This window comes from Rhodanobacter fulvus Jip2, assembly GCF_000264315.1.
Classification (GTDB): domain Bacteria; phylum Pseudomonadota; class Gammaproteobacteria; order Xanthomonadales; family Rhodanobacteraceae; genus Rhodanobacter; species Rhodanobacter fulvus.
On sequence record NZ_AJXU01000075.1, the window covers coordinates 17,405 to 36,426 of the forward strand.

Below are 19,022 nucleotides of genomic sequence, written 5' to 3' on the forward strand. Positions count from 1 at the left end.
GGATGCGCTGACCAGTTACTGATTCGGATTGCCCTGCAGCGGCACGCTCTTGTCGAAGTGCAGCAGAAAATCGATGTTGTACATGAACGGTACGACCTTGTCGTAGGCCACCCGCAACTGGGTCGGGCCACCGTCGCGGTCGCGCACCAGGGTGATGTCGGACGGCTGGATGGTGGCGTCGTCGACATACTGGAAGTTCATCTTGAACATCAGCTCGCGGCGCAGGTCGTCCAGCGATTTGCCATCCACGCCGGCGGTGGAGATCTGCGTCATCGCCTTCTCCACGCCCATGTACTCGCTGTACGACGGCGCCAGCCGCATCGCCATGTAACCCAGAAAGCCCACCACGGCCAGAATCACCAGGAACCCGATCAGGGTGATGCCCGATTGCCTCGATTTCATAGTCCCCTCGCTATGCCGCCTGCGCGGCTTGCCTGCCCGATATGCCAGTCCGAAACCCCAATGCTCGCCGGGATCGACGATGCCGGCGAATTCTCGCACCAATGGCACGTCCGAGTCCGGGGCACCGATCAATGAATGACGGTGCCGATACGGGAAAAGTCCACGCCGCCGGTACCCCAGCCCTTCCAGCTCATCCAGATCAGGAACGCCTTGCCGGCCAGGTTCTTCTCCGGCATGCAGCCCCACCAGCGGCTGTCTTCGCTGTTGTTGCGGTTGTCGCCCATCACCACGTAGCAACCTTCCGGCACCTTCGAGGGCACCTTGGCGTTGGGGATCGGGTTGGGAATGTTGTAGGCCGGCATGCGCGCGATCATGTGGTTGACCTTGCCCAGGTGCTCCTTCCAGACGGTGGCGCCCATGTCCAGCATCAGGCGGTCCTCCGCACGCTGCGGGTTGCCCGTGTACGGCCCGATCTCCTCGGCCCGCACCGGCTGGCCGTTGATCAGCAGATCGGCGCCATGCACTTCGATGGAGTCGCCGGGCAGGCCCACCACGCGCTTGATCCAGTTCTGGCTGGGCACCTTCGCGTGCGGATCGCTGCAGCCCGGATCGCCGCTGCGGATCAGCTTGCCGGTGCCGTCGTCACACAGGAAACCGGGGAAACGGAACACCACCACGTCGCCACGCTGCGGCTCGCCCAGGTCCACGACCTTGTTGTTGAACGCGGGCAGGCGCAGGCCGTAGGCAAACTTGTTGACCAGGATGAAATCGCCCACGTCCAGCGTGGGCATCATCGAGCCGGACGGAATCCGGAACGGTTCTGCCACGAACGTGCGCAGCAGCAACACCACCAGCACCACCGGGAACAGCGAGCGCGCCCAATCCACCGGTACCGGGTCGCTGTATTCCGTACCCGCGGCATCGAGCCGCGCCTTGCGCTGCTTGTACAGAAACAGCCGATCAAGCCCCCACACCACACCAAACAGGACAGTGAGGCCGAGCAGGATCGCCGAGAAATCAAATTCCATGTGGGGCTCCATTGGGAGCCGGGATTGGGGATTCGGGAGACGGGATTCGGAGCGCACAACCGCCCTTTCGAATCCCGTCTCCCGAATCCCGAATCCCGGCCAAAAACTATTTATCCACTTTCAGCACGGCGAGAAAGGCTTCCTGCGGAATGTCCACCCGCCCGACCTGCTTCATGCGCTTTTTGCCTTCTTTCTGCTTTTCCAGCAATTTCTTCTTGCGGCTGACGTCGCCACCGTAGCACTTGGCCAGCACGTTCTTGCGCAGCGCCTTGACGGTGGAGCGGGCGATGATCTGCGCGCCGACGGCCGCCTGGATCGCCACGTCGAACTGCTGGCGCGGGATCAGGTCCTTCATCCGCTCGACCAGCTCACGACCTTTGCGGTCGGCATGGCTGCGATGCAGGATCAGGCTCAGCGCGTCGACGCGGTCACCGTTGATCAGCACGTCGGTACGCACGAACGGACCGGCCTCGAAACGCTCGAACTGGTAATCCATCGAGGCGTAGCCGCGCGAGACGGATTTCAGGCGGTCGAAGAAATCCATCACCACTTCCGCCAGCGGCAGCTCGTAGCTGATCTGAACCTGGGTGGCCAAGTATTGGATCGAACGCTGCACGCCGCGCTTTTCCTCGCACAAGGTGATCACGTTGCCGATGTAGTCCGGCGGCGTGAGGATGTTGGCCACGATGATCGGCTCGCGGATTTCCTGAATCAGGCTGGTGTTGGTGGGCAGCTTGGCCGGGTTGTCCAGCAGCATCGTGGTGCCGTCGCTCTTCAGCACCTCGTAGACCACGGTGGGCGCGGTGGTGATCAGGTCGAGATCGTATTCGCGCTCCAGCCGCTCCTGCACGATTTCCATGTGCAGCATGCCGAGGAAGCCGCATCGGAAACCGAAGCCCATCGCCTCGGAGGACTCGGGCTCGAAGAACATCGCTGCATCGTTCAGGCGCAATTTGTCCAGCGCCTCGCGCAGCGCGGGGTAATCGTCCGACGACACCGGGAACAGGCCGGCGAACACGCGCGGCTGCATCTGCTGAAAACCGGGCAGCGGCTTGTCGGCGGGCTTGCCGGCATGGGTCAGCGTGTCGCCCACGGGGGCGCCGTGCACGTCTTTGATCGAGGCGTTGATCCAGCCCACCTCGCCCGCGCCGAGCTTGGCCAGCTTCTTGCGCTTGGGCGTGAACACGCCCACTTCGCCCACCTCATGGGAACGCCCGGTGGACATCACCAGCAATTTGTCGCCGGGCTTGATCTCGCCCTGCATCACGCGCACCAGCGACACCACGCCCAGGTAGTTGTCGAACCAGGAATCGATGATCAGCGCCTGCAAGCGATCGGTATCGCGCGGCTTCGGTGGCGGGATGCGGGCGATGATCGCCTCCAGCACCTCGACCACGTTGAGCCCCGTCTTGGCGCTGACCGCCACCGCGTCGGTGGCGTCGATGCCGATGACGGCCTCGATCTCGCCCTTCACCTTTTCCACATCGGCCGTGGGCAGGTCGATCTTGTTCAGCACCGGAATCACTTCCAGCCCCTGCTCCACGGCGGTGTAGCAGTTGGCCACCGACTGCGCCTCGACACCCTGCGCCGCATCGACCACCAGCAGCGCGCCTTCGCAGGCCGCCAGCGAGCGGCTGACTTCGTAGGAGAAATCGACGTGGCCCGGCGTGTCGATGAAGTTCAGCTGATAGGTTTTTCCATCCCGCGCGGTGTACGGCAGTGATACCGATTGCGCCTTGATGGTGATCCCGCGTTCGCGTTCGATCGGGTTGTTGTCCAGCACCTGGGCTTCCATCTCGCGGTCGGCGAGGCCGCCACAGAGATGGATGATGCGATCGGCCAGCGTCGACTTGCCGTGATCGATGTGGGCAATGATGGAGAAGTTGCGGATCAATTCCATGGAACGCTGCTGGCCTGCCGAACGGGGATTGTCGCCATGCGGGGAGCGCAGGCGCGCGCTGCCGGTATGGCGGCGCGAACCCGGCATTATCGCATGGAACCGGCGTCTGCCAGCCCGGAAAACGCGACGGGCGCCACCGACCGGATGGCGCCCGCGCGTCAAAGCGATGGAACGTGGCGCTTATTTCCCGTCGGGTACGGTCAACCCCACGAAGTTGCTCTGCTCGCCGCGACGCACCAGCAGCAAGGCCGTGCTGCCGGGCTTCACATCCTTGGTGGCGTCATGGAATTCGGCGACCGTGCCGATCCGCTTCTGGTTGACCATCAGGATCACGTCACCCGCACGCAACCCGGCCTGCGCTGCCACCGGCCCGGTGATCTCGCCGATCACCACGCCCTGCCCCGACTTCAGCCCCAGTTGCTTGCGCGTGTCGTTGTCCAGCGGCTGTACGGTCAAGCCAAGCGCCGCCGAACCGCTGCGCGCGGACGATGGGCCGCCGGCGCTTGCACCTACCGCGTTCTTGTCGCGTTCGGCCTCGCTGATGGTGACTTTGAGCGTCTGCTTCTTGCCGTCGCGCAGGATCTCCAGCGGCACCGTGGTGCCAGGCTTGGTCATGCCGACCAGCGGCGGCAGATCGGGAGCCTGCTGCAGTGCGTGGCCGTTGTACGCCAGGATGATGTCGCCAGGTTGCACGCCGGCCTTCTCCGCACCGCTACCGGGCGTGACCGCCGCCACCGCCGCACCCACGGCGTTGTCCAGCTTGAACGCCTTGACCATGTCGTCGTCGACCGGTTGCACCATCACGCCCAGCATGCCGCGCGATACATAGCCCTTGCTCTTGATCTGTTGCACCGCATTCATCGCCACGTCGATCGGGATCGAGAACGACACACCCAGGTAGTCACCGGTGTTGGAATAGATCTGCGAGTTCACGCCCACCACGGCGCCGTCCAGATTGAACAGCGGGCCGCCCGAGTTGCCGCGGTTGATCGGTACGTCGGTCTGGATGAACGAGGTATACGGCTGGTCGCGCTGGCCCAGGTTGCGTCCCACCGCGCTGACGATGCCCTGGGTCACGGTGTAGTCGAAGCCGAACGGCGAGCCGATCGCCAGCACCCACTGGCCAGGTTTCAAGCTGCGCGAATCGCCGATGTTCACCGTCGGCAACTTGCCGCCCGCGTCGACCTTCAGCAACGCGATGTCGTAGGTCGGGTCGGTGCCGACCACCTTGGCGGTCAACGTGCGCCGGTCCTGCAGCCGCACGCTGACCTTGTCGGCCCCGTCGACCACATGATTGTTGGTGAGGATGTAGCCATCACCGGAAATGATGAAACCCGACCCCAGCGAGGTGTGCCGCTGCTCCTGCGGCGACGGCATCATCGGCATGCCGAAGAAACGCCGGAACAATTCCGCCTGCGGATCATCGGCCTGGCCCGGGCCCGGCACCATGCCGCGGCTGCGATCGTTCGCGCCGGTGTATTTCGCTTCGACATGCACCACGGCCGGTGCATTCCTTTCAACGATCCCGGTGAAATCAGGCAGGCCGGCAGCAGCGGCCGGTTGCGCCTGCACCGCGAAGAACGCGGGAAAGCCGGTCAGCGCGAGGCACGCGACAACGCGCAAGATGGATCGATTCATGATTCCTCCTTGGGAGTGGGCAAACGGCTGGATACGCGACCGTCAGGGCATGACCGGTCGCCAGCAACCGCGTCGGCCGGACCACGAACCGGCGGCGCGTGAAAACAGGAAGTCTGCGCAGAGCAACGCGCGGGCGCGGGTCAGCGCGGGAATGCGCGACTGTTCGCGGTCTCGCGCTGTTGCTGCGGATCGAGCAACAACAGATAGCTGCCGTCGTGATTGTCGAGCGTGCGGTAGCGATGCATCGGCGTCCCGTCGCGGGCATACGGCACCAGATTGCCGCCGCCGGGCACACCCAGCGTGGCCGAGGCGCGCTGGCTGTACAACTCGGCCGAGTTGCCGCTCAACCACGGTGGAACCGTGGCCGGCACCGCCGAGGACGGCAGCGCGGCGTGGTCGGACGATGTGGTCACGCCCGCCGAATCGACCGCGGCGGTTTCGACGCGACCCGTTTCACCCGCCGGTTGCACCAGCAGCAATGCGGCCACCGCCACACTGGCGGCTATGGCGCCGCCGGCCGACCAATGCAGCCAATGGCGACGTGCGCCTGGCGCCGGTGCCGCGGAAGCTGCGGCCGATTCCCGCTCGACGGCGCGCATGACACGCGCGGCAAAACCGGCCGACGCCAGCGGCGGCATTTGCCGCCGGACGCCATCGCCGGCCAGGTGATACCGCGACCACGCCTGCGACAATGCGGTGTCGTGGTCGAGGCGACGCAGCAGAAAGCGCAGCTCCTCCGCCGACAATTCGCCATCAATGGCGGCCGATAGTTGCTCGCGGTGTTCCGGGTTCATGCCTGCCTGATTCATGTCTGGTCCTCGCGGTCCGACAACAGTGGCCGCAGTTTTTCATCGATCGCTTCACGTGCCCGAAATATGCGTGACCGCACCGTACCGATCGGACAGCCCATCGCCTCGGCGATTTCCTCGTAGCTGAGGCCATCCACTTCACGCAGTGTTATGGCGGTACGCAGCTCTTCGGGCAACGCTTGGACAGTGGAGAACACCGATTGTTCAATTTCCTGGCGCATCATTTCGCGCTCGGGCGTGGCGTTGTCGTGCATGCGCTGGGAGCCGGCCATGAACACCGCGTCGTCGGCATCGATGTCGTCGGTGGGCGGTCGGCGGCCCGCGGCCACCAGATGGTTCTTGGCGGTATTCACCGCGATCTTGTACAGCCAGGTGTAGAACGCGCTGTCGCCGCGGAACGAGCCGATGGCGCGCCAGGCGCGGATGAAGGCCTCCTGGGCGATGTCCTCGCATTCGGCATGGCTGCGCACGTAGCGCGACACCAGCCCGATCAGTTTGTGCTGGTATTTGCGCACCAGCAGATCGAAGGCGGCCTTGTCCCCTTTCTGGACGCGCTCAACCAGCGCCTGGTCCAGTTCGTTTTCGCCCGTGCGGGCCGTATCCATCATCAATGCCGTCATCCGCTGCGAAACTGTAGGAGCCGAACGCGCATCTCAGACCGACGCCCGCCGCACAAGTTCAGCTTGCGCGCCGCACAGTGTAATGTCGCGCGCCGGATTGATTGTGGAAAAAACGTTGGCCCCTGCCACCTGTCCGTTCAGGCGGGCTCGGTGGCCCGCGTGCTCAACAGCCGCTGCCGCTCGGCCAGCAGGTTGCCGAAGCTGACCGGCGTGGCCGGCCGGCAGAACAGGTAGCCCTGCAACTCGTCGCAATCGTGGGCACGCAGGAATTCCAGGTGCTGCTCGATCTCCACGCCCTCGGCCACCACGGCGCGCTTCAGCCGGTGTGCCATTTCGATAGTGGCGCGAACGATCGCCTCGTCATCCGGGTCGACACCGATGTTGCGCACGAAGCTCTGGTCGATCTTGATCCGGTCGGCGGGCAGGCGCCGCAGGTAATCGAGCGAGGCGGCGCCGGTACCGAAATCGTCGATGGCGATGTGGCAGCCCAGCTCATGCAGTCCGTGCAGGTTTTCCACCAGGTTCGGTGCTTCCTTGATGCTGATGCTCTCGGTGACTTCCATTTCCAGCAAGTCGGGATCGAGCCCGGTGTCCATCAACACCTTCGCCACCGTGTCGAGCAGGCGCGGCTCCATCAGTTGCACCGCAGAAAGGTTGACGCCAAGGCGCAGACGCAGGCCGTAGCGTTCCTCCCACTCCCGCGCCTGGCGGCAGGCGGTACGCATCACCCACTCGCCGATCGACACGATCAGGCCCGTTTCCTCGGCCAGTGGAATGAACACCGCGGGGCTGATGGTGCCCAGCTCCGGATGTTCCCAGCGCAGCAGCGCCTCCATGCCGACAATGTCCTCGGTCTCGGTGTTTACCTGCGGCTGGTAGACCACGCGCAGCTCGCCATTGCCCTCGGCATGGCGCAGGCGCGTCTTCAGCGCCATGCCGTGCTCCTGCGCGTATTCCGGGCTGACCTCATAGATCTGGAAGTTGTTGCGGCCCAGATGCTTGGCCGCGTACATCGCCTCGTCCGCGTGCTTGAGCAGGGTTTCGGCGTCGCTGGCGTCATCCGGGAAAAAGCTCACGCCCATCGATACGGTGATCTGCAACTCGGTGCCGTCGTCGAGGTACAGCGGCGTCTCCATCACCTGCACGATCTTCTCCGCCACGCGCAGCACGTCATCGTTCTTCACGATGTGGCGCAGCACCACGGTGAACTCGTCGCCGGCGTAGCGTGCCACCGTGTCGGACGCGCGCACGCTGCCGCACAGGCGTCGCGATACCGAGCGCAGCACGGCATCGCCGGCGGCATGGCCGTGGCTGTCGTTGACCGCCTTGAATCGGTCCAGGTCCACGAACAGCACGGCGAAACATTCGCCGTTGCGAACCGCCTCGCGGATGATGGTTTCCAGTCGGTCGTTGAACAGCAACCGGTTGGGCAGACCGGTGAGCGAATCAAGCAGACCTTCGCTGCGGCCCTGCTCGCGGGTCAGGCCGAGCTCCAGCATTTGCGCGAACCGCGCCGCGGCACAATGCAGCACGGGTTCGACGATGCCCGCCGCGCCAAAGCCACGACGACTGCCGGCCAGCATGGCGCCCAGCACGGTATGCCGCTCGTCGTACAGCGGCATGCCGGCGAAGTCGGTCAGGCCCAGCACCTGCAGCAGTGGATCGTCGGCCACCTGGCTGCGCCCATCGTGCCGGTAGGTCACCGTGCCACCGGCCAATACCTGGGTCAGCGAAGGCTGCGCCGCGGGCGGTGGCCAGCTTGGTTCGGGGCCGTTCCACAATTGCAGTTGCTGCACCGGTATGCCGGCGCTCCCGGAAGGCAACGACCAGACCGCGAGGTAATCGAGACCGAGTTCATCGAACAGCAAACGTGCCGCCGCCGTCTGCGCATCGACGCCATTGGTCGAGGCAAACATGCGCGACAGCAGCGACAGCGCGGCCTCGGCGCGCAGATCCGCGCGATCGCTGCGGAAGATCAACGCCACCGCATCGCGCCCGTCGTGGCTTACCAGCCGCGCGTTTGCCTGCCCGGTATCGCTGCCTTCGGCCGAGCGTCGCTGGCAGGGATACCAGCGTCGATTGGCCTCGGTAATCACCTGCTCGATCGTCACGCCCTCGAAGGAAAGCACCTGCGACAGCGCACGGCCCTTCCAATGATCGGCCGGCAGGCGGCTGTGCCGGATCACGGCGGAACTGACTTCGAGCAGTGGGCAAGTGGCGGACAGTTCGGCGATCAGCCATTCACTGTCGTCTTCCTGGAATGCATAACGGTCGCCGGTCGGTTCCGACATCGGCATCTGCGGCAACGCCGGCAAGGGTGCGCCGGCAAGGGCGCTGGCCCGGCGCCAGCGCGGCAACAGTTCCGCGGCAACGCGCGAGGCATGCAACCAATCCACGGTGCCCGCCGGCCAATGATCGGGATGAAGCGGCGCCTCGTCGGTCGTTATCAGCATCAACGGCACGTCGAGCGTCGCCGGCAGTTGGCGCAGTTGCTCGCAAGAGGCGCGGCCCTGCACGCCATCACCCTTGATGACGACCACCATCAACTGCAAGGGCGGACGCCCTTCCAGCAGGATCGCCGCGTGGGTGATATCGCGCGCACTGTAGATCTGCGCGTAGCCCGCCTGGTCGAGCGCGTCGAACACCCGCCGACGCAGCTCGCGCTGCTCGGCCACGATCAGGACGCCCGCCATCATGCGCAAGCCCTCATATGAGCCAGCGGCCATCGCGAAGGCGCAGGCGACGCGGCGAGCTGTCGTCGCTGCGCAGATGCACCGCCAGCGTACCCAGGTGCTCGGCCAGCGCGGGCGGTGCGTTCACCAGCACCACGCGACGCAGGTGCCCCTGCGGCATGCGGGCCAGTTGCCGCAGCAAGGTGTCGTCCATCGCCGATAGCGGCAGCTCCAGGCCAACCAGCACATACACGCCGAAATGCAGGCTTTGCTGCATGAAACGCAGCGCATTGCCCAGGCGCTGGCAATCGGGAACGCGCACGTGCGCGTCACGCATGCTGCCCAGGCCGGTATCCGGCTGCCACAGGTAGACCGCCTGCCCGGTGTGGCGGGCGATCGAGCGGAATTGTTCGAGCAAGCCCGGGCAATCCTCGCTCTGCAGCAGCACCAGGCCGCTGGACGCACCGAGGATCTGCTCGAACACCTCGGTGCCCGCCTGCGACGATGCGGTATCCATCGGCAAGATCATTGTGCCCACAGCATGCGTCTCGTCATTGATATCCCCGCCGGCGCGGCAATCATGTCTCGCTCAAGTCTAGCCCGGTGCACGCGCCATCGCCCAGCCACTGCGCGCACTTTTTTGAATCCGTGCCGACGACAGCCGTCGTCGAAAAATTAACGTTTGGCCGATCCCGCATCCGCCCTCGCCCCTCATCCGGTGATGCCTGAATCGATGGGTGACGAGTCTCGCATTCACGGCGATGGAACGGTAAGGTTCGACATTCCCAAGCCATGTCTGCAGATCCCATGTTCGAAGGATTACGCTTCAATCATTGGAAAGCCAACGAGGACGACAGCGGCATCGTCACCCTCGCGCTCGACCGCGCCGGCAGCAGCGTCAACGCCATTTCGGGCGCCGTGCTGGACGAGCTGGGGCAGATCGTCGAACGGCTGGCGATCGAGAATCCGGCCGGGGTGATCATTCATTCCGCCAAGCCCGCCGGCTTCGCCGTCGGTGCGGACATTACCGAGTTCAAGGATTACGCCCGGCGCGGCACGGTGCTGGAGAACATCGAGAACGGCCAGCGGATCTATGAAGCACTGGCGCGCCTGCCCTGCCCCACGGTGGCGGCCGTGCACGGCGCCTGCATGGGCGGCGGCACCGAACTGATCCTGGCCTGCCGCCAGCGCATCGCCGTCGACGACGAAAAAACCCGCATCGCCCTGCCCGAAGTGCAACTGGGCATTCATCCCGGCTGGGGCGGCACCGCGCGCCTGCCACGGCTGATTGGCGCGACCGACGCCTTGCCGCTGATGCTGACAGGCAAACCCTTGTCCGCCCGCCGCGCCCTGAACCTGGGCGTGGTCGACCGCCTGGCCAGCGCCGGCGAATTGCTGGCCGAGGCGCGCCATATGGTGCGTCGCCCCTCCTCTCGCCCGCTGGCACGACGCGCCAAGGCCTGGGCCAGCAACCTCTGGCCCGTACGCCAGATCCTGGCGCCGGTGATACTGAAGCAGACGGCCGCGAAAGTGCGCAAGGAACACTACCCCGCGCCGTTCGCCCTGATCGACGTGTGGAAGCGCGGTGGGCCGGATATCCGTCAGCGGCTGAAACTGGAAGCGCGTTCCGTCGCCAAGCTGGCCGAAACGCCGACAGCGCAAAACCTCATCCGCATCTTTTTCCTCAGCGAGCGCCTCAAGAACCAGGGCGCCGGCGTCGAGCACGGCATTGAACACGTGCACGTGGTGGGCGCGGGCGTGATGGGTGGCGACATCGCCGCGTGGACGGCGTTGAAGGGGTTCGAGGTGACGCTGCAGGATCGCGAGATGAAATACGTGCAGCCGGCGCTGGATCGCGCCCGTGCGCTGTACGAAAAAAAGCTCAAGACGCCGGAGAAAATCGCCGCGGCGGCGCACCGCCTGCGCGCCGACGTGGAAGGCAGCGGCGTGGCGGAAGCCGATCTGGCCATTGAGGCCATCTACGAAAACGCCGACGCCAAACGTGCGTTGTACGCCACGATGGAGCCGCAGTTCCAAAGCGACGAAATTCTCGCCAGCAACACGTCCAGCATTCCATTGAACGAGCTGCGCGAAGGGCTGGTCGCACCGCAACGCTTCCTGGGCCTGCATTTCTTCAACCCGGTCGCGCAGATGCCGCTGGTTGAAGTGGTGCGTCACGACCGGCTCGATCCAGCCATCGAGAAACGCGCGCTGGCGTTCTGCAAGGCGATCGGCAAATTGCCGGTGGCGGTAAAGGGCACGCCGGGCTTCCTGGTCAACCGCATCCTGATGCCGTACCTGCTCGAGTCCATGCGCATGTATGCCGAGGGCGTACCCGGCCCGGTGCTTGACCGCGAAGCGAAGAAATTCGGCATGCCGATGGGCCCGATCGAATTGGCCGATACCGTCGGGCTCGATGTCTGCGCCTCCGTCGGCAAGGAGTTGGCGCCGTTCCTGGGGCTGGAACTTCCGCCCGGGCTGGATGATCGGCTCGGCGCCGGCAAGCGTGGCAAGAAGGATGGCCAGGGCTTGTATGTCTGGCAGGACGGCAAGCCGCAAAAACCCGAAGTCGACCCGGACTACATCACCCCGCCGGATCTGCAGGAGCGCATGATCCTGCCGATGGTGAACGAGGCGATCGCCTGCCTCGACGAGGGTGTGGTCGACGACGCCGACCTGCTCGACGCGGGCGTGATCTTCGGCACCGGCTTCGCCCCGTTTCGTGGCGGTCCGATCCAGTACGCGCGCAGCGAAGGCGTGGACAAGCTCAAGCAGAAGCTGGAGCAGCTGGCGCAACGCCACGGCGAGCGTTTCATGCCGAAGAAAGGTTGGGACAACCCGGCCCTGGCAGTCAGCGCCGGCGCCGCCCTCATGACCGGCGCATAGACCGGATTACCGGCGCGGCGCGCCGGTTGTTCCAAGCCGCTTCACCACATCAGGTCGTCGGGCACGCCATCATCGCCGACACCCGCCGCGGCGGGATCGACCAGCAAGGCGAGCTGCCGTGCGTCTATCGCCTTGACCTGCTCGGCGATGTCGCGGTTCACCAGCACGTACCGACCGCCCTGCTGCACCACGCCCAGCTCGCCGGCATTGAGCGCCGCCAGCTGTGCCGCATCGACGTAGATGCGGCGGATCTTGCCGCCATATTCAAAGTTGCGTGGCTGGTCGGCGTCCGCCTTGTTGAGCGTATTCCCCGCCAGCAACTGCTGGATCTTCTGCTTCTGCTCGCGCCGCAGACGCGCCTGTTCCGCTGCCTCCTGCTCGGCGCGTTTGCGCTCGCTGGCTTCGGTCTGCGCGCGCATCGCATACGCGCGCGCCAGGTTGATGCCGTCGGCGTCGGTAGCGGCAGCGGGTACGCGGTGGCGTGGCGGCTTCGATGGCCGGCCTTTCTGTGCCGGCCTGGCGGATGGGGCAGCGGGGCGTTTTTCTTCGCGTACTTGTTTGACGATGCCGCTTTTCAGCAACTGGTCGCGCAGGGAATCGGCCATGGTCGGAAATCTCGGTGGGTATCAATAATGCGGCGGTGGCGGCTCGCTATGCGGGTCGGGCGCCTGGCCCAACCGTACCGACATCAGCTCGCCGCGCAGTTCGCGCACCGCACGCTCCAGCGCGGCGATGCGCTGCGACTGATCGGCATCGGCCACCGCAAGCGCCTCGACGGTGTCGTCGATGAAGGTCAGCCGCACTTCCAGCTCGGCCAGCCGCTGCTCCAGCCCCTCGTAGCCCGCGCCATCGTTGCTCACTTCGCCACCTGCAGGCTGCGCCCACGCCCCATGCCGTAATACGCCAGCCCTGCCGCTTCCACCGCCGCCGGTTCATAGAGGTTGCGCCCGTCAAAAATGGCCGGGGTTTTCAGCAGGCCACGGATACGCGAAAAATCGGGGCTGCGGAACGCCTTCCATTCGGTGACGATGGCCAGTACGTCGGCGCCCTGCAGCGCATCGTAGGCGTGTTCGCACAGCACCAGGTCGTCCCTCTCGCCGTACTGGCGAGCCGTTTCGGCCCGTGCTTCCGGATCAAACGCGCGTACCTTGGCACCGACTTGCCACAAGGCTTCCATCAGTCGGCGGCTGGGCGCTTCGCGCATGTCGTCCGTATTGGGCTTGAATGCCAAACCCCACAGCGCGATCGTCTTGCCCGCCAACTGGCCATCGAAATGACGCGAGATCAACTCGAACAGCTTGGCCTTCTGATCGTGGTTGACCGCCTCGACCGCCGCCAGCAGGCGTGCGTCGTAGCCATGGCTGCGTGCGGTCCGTTCCAGCGCCTGCACGTCCTTGGGAAAACACGAGCCACCGTAACCGGCGCCCGGGTAAATGAAATGGTGACCGATACGCGGATCGGAGCCGATGCCCTGGCGCACGAGTTCCACGTCGGCGCCGACCCGCTCGGCGATATTGGCGATCTCATTCATGAAACTGATCTTGGTTGCCAGCATCGCGTTGGCGGCGTACTTGGTCAGCTCGGCCGAACGCTCGTCCATCACCACCATCCGGTCGTGACTGCGGTTGAACGGCGCGTACAAGCTGCGCAACACCGTCACCGCGCGCTCGCTTGAAGCGCCGACGATGATGCGGTCCGGTTTCAGGCAATCCTCCACCGCAGCCCCTTCCTTCAGGAACTCGGGGTTGGAAACCACGTCGAACGGCACCTCGACGCCGCGCGATTCCACTGCCTGCGAAATAGTGGCGCGCACCCGATCGGCGGTACCCACGGGAACGGTGGATTTGTTCACCACCACCGCATACCGGTCAAGATGCGCCCCGATGGTGCGCGCAACGCTCAACACATATTGAAGATCGGCACTGCCGTCCTCGTCCGGCGGCGTCCCCACGGCAATGAAAATAACCTCGCCATGGGCCACGGCGGACACTGCGTCGGTGGTAAAGCCAAGCCGCCCCTCGGCGCCATTGGACCGCACGATGGGTTCCAGGCCCGGCTCGTAGATGGGAACTTCACCGCGCTGGAGGCGCTCGATTTTCGATGCGTCGATGTCGACGCATATCACCTGGTTGCCCATTTCCGCGAGGCAGGCGCCTGTTACGAGGCCTACATAGCCGGTGCCAAAAATCGTTACTTTCATCGCAAGTTAATTCCTTGAAACCGAGCCGACTATTCTAGCCGGCCGCCGGTGGCAACGTGACGCTTGTTGCCGCTCGAGAAAAGCAAAGGGCGCGAATCGCTTCGCGCCCTTGCCATGCTGCTATCGCGGGACGTCGGAGGTGATCAGCCGCCCGAGGCACCCGAACCGGCCGGCGTCGGGCCGGTCTTGACCAGCGTCACGTCGAAGATCAACGTGGCATTCGGCGGCATCGGCGGACGCGGCTCCGAGCCATAGGCCAGGGTCGAGGGGATATACAGCTTGTAGTGGCCACCCGGCTGCATCAGCTGCAGGCCTTCGCGGAAACCGGGGATCACGCCAGCCAGCGGAATCTTGGCGGCGCCCGGCGGATTGTGCTTGGACGAGGCGTCGAACACCTGACCGTCGATGAAGCTGCCGGTGTAGTTGATCTCGACCGTGTCGTTCGGACCCGGGCGCGGGCCGCTACCCTGGCTGATCACTTCATACTGCAGGCCGGAAGCCGTGGTCTTCACACCCGGCTTGGACTTGTTCTTGGCCAGGAACGCGGCGCCTTCGGCCTTGTTCTTGGCACCGAGCTTGTCCATCTCGACCTTGTACTTGGCCTGCACCTTGGCCATGAACGCGTCATGAACCTGCTTGGCCTCGGTATCGGTCATGGTCGGCTTCTGGCCGAGCATGGCAGCCTTGACAGCGTTGGCAACGGCGGTCGGATCCAGCTCGTCGCGCATGATCGGCGGCACTTGCTCGCCCATCTGGTAGCCAATCACGTAGCTGGCTTTGGCCTTGTCGACCGTGCCGGCGGCGCCGGCGGCAGCCTGAGCGAACACGCTCGACGTCATGCCCAACGCAACGACCAGCGCAGTGGCGGTCAGCGTGGGACGCAGAAATTGCTTCATTCGAAACTCCCTCGTCATGGAATATGCCGGCGTCACCATCCGGGCCTCCCCGATGGAGGCAGGCCACGCATTGTGCGGTGCCTGCCCGGTCTTGGCAACGATGCAGACGTCCGACCTTCGGCAACGGTAAAGGTTCATTCGACGTGACATCCATTTCACATGTCGCCGGCCGCCACCACGGTCAGGGCGTTTGTTCCGGTTTGTCGAGGGTGTCCTTCAGTGCGGCTTGCAGACGCGCGTGCATTTGCACCAGGTTGCGCCACATCACCACTGCCAGCACCACGCCCAGCAGGGCCAGGGACAGCGCCACTCCGCGCGGCGGCAGGATGGTCGAACCCAGTGCACTGACCAGCACCCCCAGCGCCAGCAAGGTCACCAGTGGAATGATCCGCGCCAGCACGTTGCGCATCGGCTGGGTATAGGCGCCGGTAAAGCGCTCGCTGATGCCGATTTCCGCCAGCAGAATGCCCAGCGCCTCGGCCTTGCGATACACCGCGATCAGCATCGGCAGCGACAGGAACAATGCGGTCGCCCAAATCAGCGTGTGGCGCAATTCGCGACCGATGCCGATCATCGAGAACCACGCCCAGTTATGCGCATTGACGTAGGCACCCAGCATGAAAAGCGTGACCACCAGCAGCACGTTGATGCCGATATGCCACAACAACCGGCGAAAGATTGCCGCCAGCGCCGCGTTCTCGTTGACCGGCTTCAGGTTGGCCAGCCAGCCGTTGTAGCTGGTGGCAAGCAACCGCGCCGAGCGTGGCGTTACCCGGGTCAATCCGTTGGCGAGCTTGTCCGCGGAGCGGCTCAGATACGGCGAGACCGCCATGCAGACCACCGACACCGCCACGGCGATCGGATAGATGAAATCGCTGATCACGCCCAGCGACAGACCCAGCGTGGCGATGACGAACGAGAACTCGCCGATCTGCGCCATCCCCAGGCCGGCACGCAACGAGGTGCGCGCATCGTGGCCGATGGCAAAAATGCCCACGCTGCAGGCCAGCGTCTTGCCCAGCATCACCGCGCCGGCGATCAGCAGCGCCGGCAGGACGTAATGCAGCAGCATCGCCGGGTCGATCTTCAAGCCGATGGCCACGAAGAACAGCGCGGCGAACATGTCGCGCAACGGCTCGACCAGATGCATCACGCGGGCGACGCTGCGCGATTCGGCCACGATCGCACCCGCCAGGAACGCGCCCAGGGCCACGCTGAAACCCATCCACGCGGCCAGCAGGCTGGCACCGAAACAGATGCCAAGCACGCTGACCAGCAAGGTTTCGTCGCGACCGAAACCGGCCACGTAATCCACCAGCCGCGGCAGCAGCAGCAACCCCAGGATCATGCCCACGATCACGAACAGGCCAAGGTGGCCAATCAGCGTAAAAGCCGCTTCCGCCTGTACCGAGCCACCGATGGCCACGGCCGTCAGCAGGGTCAGCATGATGATCGCCAGCATGTCCTCGGCCACCAGCAAGCCCACCACCAACTGCGCAAACGGGTGGTGCCGCTGCCCGCCCTCGGAAAGCATCCGGGTGGCCACCATCGTCGACGACAACGAGATGATCGCGCCCAGGAACAGCGAATCCATGCCCTTCCAGCCAAACAACTCACCGATGCCGAAGCCGATCCACAGCATCAACCCGACCTCGGCCACCGCGACCACCAGCACGCCCACTCCCACCTGGCGCAACTTGCGTACGCTGAACTCCAGCCCCAGCGTGAACATCAGCAGCACGACACCGAGGTTGGAAATGTCTTCGATCGCTCGCGGATCCGCCACCAGCACACCCGGGGTATGCGGGCCGATCAGCACGCCAGCGAGGATGTAGCCCAGCAGTACAGGCTGCCGCAGACGCTGGAACAGGATCGTGGTGGCACCGGCCACGATCATCACCATGGCCAGGTCGCGAATGAAACCGATTTCGTGCATGCCTTCTCTTCAGCGCCGCAGAATTCTCCAGCTTAAACGAACACCCGCTCACTGTTCGTTCGCGAAAGCACAGGCAGAAGGCCGAGTTGCCGGATGCAGTTCGCGTGCTTCACCGATGTGAAAAAAACGCTTGACGGATATGACACTCGGACCTATTCTTCCGGGCTTCCAGCGGCGGGGCCATAGCTCAGCTGGGAGAGCGCCTGCATGGCATGCAGGAGGTCGGCGGTTCGATCCCGCCTGGCTCCACCAACTTGAATTGTCCCCATCGTCTAGAGGCCTAGGACACCACCCTTTCACGGTGGCGACCGGGGTTCGAATCCCCGTGGGGACGCCAAGTTGGCTCGCAACGCTGGAACGTAAATAGCTGCAAAAACGAATGTGGAGCGGTAGTTCAGTTGGTTAGAATGCTGGCCTGTCACGCCGGAGGTCGCGGGTTCGAGTCCCGTCCGCTCCGCCACTACACAACGGAAAACCCGCCTTGCGCGGGTTTTTTGTTGCGCGCGATTCGTGCGCGCGACAACGTGATGCTCAGCCCGCGGTATCAGCCGGATCGCGTTCCAGCGTGCCCGTCGAATGGCCCTGCTCGGCCAGGTATTCCAGCCAGCGCGAGAGAAAGCCGTTCATGCGCAGACGATGCTGGAACACCGTATGCGCCGGCGCGAACGGCCCCAGCACCTGCCACAAGTGCCGGCCGGGATGGCAATGCATCGCTTCAGCCACGTGCGCATCGGTGTACATGCGCAGTTGCGCCGAAGGCGAACGCTGGCCGGTGTGGGCGTCGACGAAATCGTAGGTGAGTTCAAGCTCCAGCGTGTACGGATGGCACTCCTGCACATGGAGATGCACGTTCAAACCGTCGTCCACGTTGGACAGGTAGCGGCCCGGCGCAAGTTGCTGCGGCGCGAACAGGCGCGTCAGCCGATGGTAATTTTCCGCATAAAGCCCCATCAGGAAGCCAAAGCGCCCCGGCAACAAGTTGGTTCGGCTGTCCAGTACGGCACTCATCGTTGTCACGAAACTCCTGCGTTCAAAACCCTGCGTTCAAAACATGGTCCGCTCGATACCGAAGCGGGAAAAGATCTTGCTGGCGATTTCCTCGATCGACACGTGCGTGGTGTTGAGGCTGGGTATGCCGGATTGACGCATCAGCCTGGCCGCCTGGTCCAGCTCCCAGCGGCATTGTTTCAAGGTGGCATATTTGCTGCCCGGACTGCGCTGCTCGCGGATCTGCGCCAACCGCGCCGGCTCGATCGTGAGGCCGAACAACCGCGACTTGTAAGGACGCAGCAGTGCCGGCAATTCCAGCCGGTCCAGATCCTCCTCGGTCAACGGATAGTTGGCGGCACTGACACCATAGTGCAAGGCCATGTAGAGGCAGGTGGGCGTCTTGCCGGAACGCGACACGCCAATCAGGACCAGATCCGCGTCGGCATAGTCCACGTCGATGCCGTCATCGTGCGACAGCGCATAGTTGGTCGCGTTGATGCGCGCCTCGTATTTGCCGTAGTCCACCATGCCGTGCGCGCGGTTGACCGCGCCAGAGCGCTTGGCGCCCAACTCGTCCTCCAGCGGCCCGATGAACGGCGCAAACACATCCATCATCAACGCCCCGCTGGCGGCGACGATGTCGCACAAGGCCGGCTCGGCCATCGTGTTGATCACGATCGGCCGCTGCCCGCTCTGCGCGTAGTGGGTCTTGATCCGCACGGCGGCGGCCTCGGCCTTTTGCGCGTCATCCACGAACGACAGGCGATGCTTGTCGAACGTGACGCCCTCGAATTGCGTCAGGATGCTGTTGCCGATCGTCTCCGCGGTAATACCAGTGGAGTCGGATATGTAGAAAACCGTGCGTTGCATGCCTGCTCCCGGTGGGTCATGACCGTTTTTACGACGCCATAGATCACGATTAAATCATTGCGCTTGCTTCACAAAAGCTGACTGGTATGCAGTTGGAGTGGGGCTCAACGGCAATGGTCTTCTTGTGCTGCACACGATCGGCAGCGGACAATACCACTCCTTTGCCGACCGTTCC

16 protein-coding genes and 3 tRNA genes are annotated in these 19,022 nt (G+C 64.4%); 4 read left to right on the forward strand and 15 right to left on the reverse strand.

Annotated elements, in window-relative coordinates; translation table 11 throughout:
• Positions 1-15 precede the first annotated feature (15 nt).
• The 8 genes from UU9_RS15530 to UU9_RS15565 form a co-directional block, all read right to left on the reverse strand.
• Positions 16-402 carry a DUF4845 domain-containing protein gene (locus UU9_RS15530; protein ID WP_007082725.1) on the reverse strand — a complete coding sequence of 129 codons (387 nt, stop codon included), beginning with the start codon at positions 400-402 and terminating at the stop codon, positions 16-18.
• 128 nt (positions 403-530) lie between these two features.
• Positions 531-1,430, reverse strand: coding sequence for a signal peptidase I (lepB, locus tag UU9_RS15535; protein ID WP_007082726.1), 900 nt, complete (start codon positions 1,428-1,430; stop codon positions 531-533).
• Between the two features lie 106 nt (positions 1,431-1,536).
• Positions 1,537-3,330, reverse strand: coding sequence for a translation elongation factor 4 (gene lepA / locus UU9_RS15540; protein ID WP_007082727.1), 1,794 nt, complete (start codon positions 3,328-3,330; stop codon positions 1,537-1,539).
• Positions 3,331-3,510: 180 nt separating this feature from the next.
• Positions 3,511-4,968: a Do family serine endopeptidase gene (locus tag UU9_RS15545; protein WP_007082728.1), complete on the reverse strand. Its 1,458-nt coding sequence runs from the start codon at positions 4,966-4,968 to the stop codon at positions 3,511-3,513.
• Positions 4,969-5,108: 140 nt separating this feature from the next.
• Entirely contained in the window at positions 5,109-5,777 is a 669-nt protein-coding gene (locus UU9_RS15550; protein ID WP_050982465.1) for a sigma-E factor negative regulatory protein, read from the reverse strand.
• Positions 5,774-6,385 carry an RNA polymerase sigma factor RpoE gene (rpoE, locus tag UU9_RS15555; protein ID WP_007082730.1) on the reverse strand — a complete coding sequence of 204 codons (612 nt, stop codon included), beginning with the start codon at positions 6,383-6,385 and terminating at the stop codon, positions 5,774-5,776. The genes UU9_RS15550 and rpoE overlap by 4 nt, the downstream gene beginning before the upstream one ends.
• 149 nt (positions 6,386-6,534) lie before the next feature.
• Complete coding sequence (locus tag UU9_RS15560) at positions 6,535-9,093, reverse strand: putative bifunctional diguanylate cyclase/phosphodiesterase (protein WP_007082731.1); 2,559 nt, start codon at positions 9,091-9,093, stop codon at positions 6,535-6,537.
• Positions 9,094-9,103: 10 nt separating this feature from the next.
• The gene (locus UU9_RS15565) at positions 9,104-9,586 is read right to left on the reverse strand and encodes a mutator mutT family protein (RefSeq protein WP_235577482.1); all 483 of its coding nucleotides are present in this window, start codon (positions 9,584-9,586) and stop codon (positions 9,104-9,106) included.
• A gap of 290 nt (positions 9,587-9,876) precedes the next feature.
• On the opposite strand from UU9_RS15565, the gene UU9_RS15570 reads away from it, so the two are divergent.
• Entirely contained in the window at positions 9,877-11,955 is a 2,079-nt protein-coding gene (locus UU9_RS15570; RefSeq protein ID WP_007082733.1) for a 3-hydroxyacyl-CoA dehydrogenase NAD-binding domain-containing protein, read from the forward strand.
• Positions 11,956-11,996: 41 nt separating this feature from the next.
• Here UU9_RS15570 and UU9_RS15575 read toward each other — a convergent pair whose 3' ends face one another.
• The 5 genes from UU9_RS15575 to UU9_RS15595 form a co-directional block, all read right to left on the reverse strand.
• A complete protein-coding gene (locus UU9_RS15575) occupies positions 11,997-12,560 on the reverse strand; it encodes a DUF2058 domain-containing protein (protein ID WP_007082734.1) in 564 nt (187 codons plus the stop codon).
• A gap of 21 nt (positions 12,561-12,581) precedes the next feature.
• On the reverse strand, positions 12,582-12,815 hold the full coding sequence (locus UU9_RS15580; protein WP_007082735.1) for a SlyX family protein: 234 nt from the start codon (positions 12,813-12,815) through the stop codon (positions 12,582-12,584).
• Positions 12,812-14,155, reverse strand: coding sequence for a UDP-glucose dehydrogenase family protein (locus UU9_RS15585; RefSeq protein WP_007082736.1), 1,344 nt, complete (start codon positions 14,153-14,155; stop codon positions 12,812-12,814). Before UU9_RS15585 ends, UU9_RS15580 begins: the two co-directional genes overlap by 4 nt.
• Positions 14,156-14,298: 143 nt before the next feature.
• A complete protein-coding gene (locus UU9_RS15590) occupies positions 14,299-15,051 on the reverse strand; it encodes an FKBP-type peptidyl-prolyl cis-trans isomerase (protein ID WP_007082737.1) in 753 nt (250 codons plus the stop codon).
• A 181-nt stretch (positions 15,052-15,232) separates the two neighbouring features.
• Positions 15,233-16,987: a cation:proton antiporter gene (locus UU9_RS15595; protein ID WP_007082738.1), complete on the reverse strand. Its 1,755-nt coding sequence runs from the start codon at positions 16,985-16,987 to the stop codon at positions 15,233-15,235.
• Positions 16,988-17,163: 176 nt separating this feature from the next.
• Between UU9_RS15595 and UU9_RS15600 the strand changes: the two genes are divergently transcribed.
• From UU9_RS15600 to UU9_RS15610, 3 genes are all read left to right on the forward strand, one after another.
• Positions 17,164-17,239 (forward strand) — tRNA-Ala (locus UU9_RS15600).
• Positions 17,240-17,248: 9 nt separating this feature from the next.
• A tRNA-Glu gene (locus UU9_RS15605) sits at positions 17,249-17,324 on the forward strand.
• A 46-nt stretch (positions 17,325-17,370) separates the two neighbouring features.
• Positions 17,371-17,447 (forward strand) — tRNA-Asp (locus UU9_RS15610).
• A gap of 71 nt (positions 17,448-17,518) precedes the next feature.
• On the opposite strand, the gene UU9_RS15615 is transcribed toward UU9_RS15610, so the two are convergent.
• Complete coding sequence (locus UU9_RS15615; protein ID WP_007082739.1) at positions 17,519-17,995, reverse strand: DUF1249 domain-containing protein; 477 nt, start codon at positions 17,993-17,995, stop codon at positions 17,519-17,521.
• Between the two features lie 36 nt (positions 17,996-18,031).
• Positions 18,032-18,847, reverse strand: a complete 816-nt coding sequence (gene ppsR / locus UU9_RS15620) for a posphoenolpyruvate synthetase regulatory kinase/phosphorylase PpsR (RefSeq protein WP_007082740.1) — start codon at positions 18,845-18,847, stop codon at positions 18,032-18,034.
• Between the last annotated feature and the right edge of the window lie 175 nt (positions 18,848-19,022).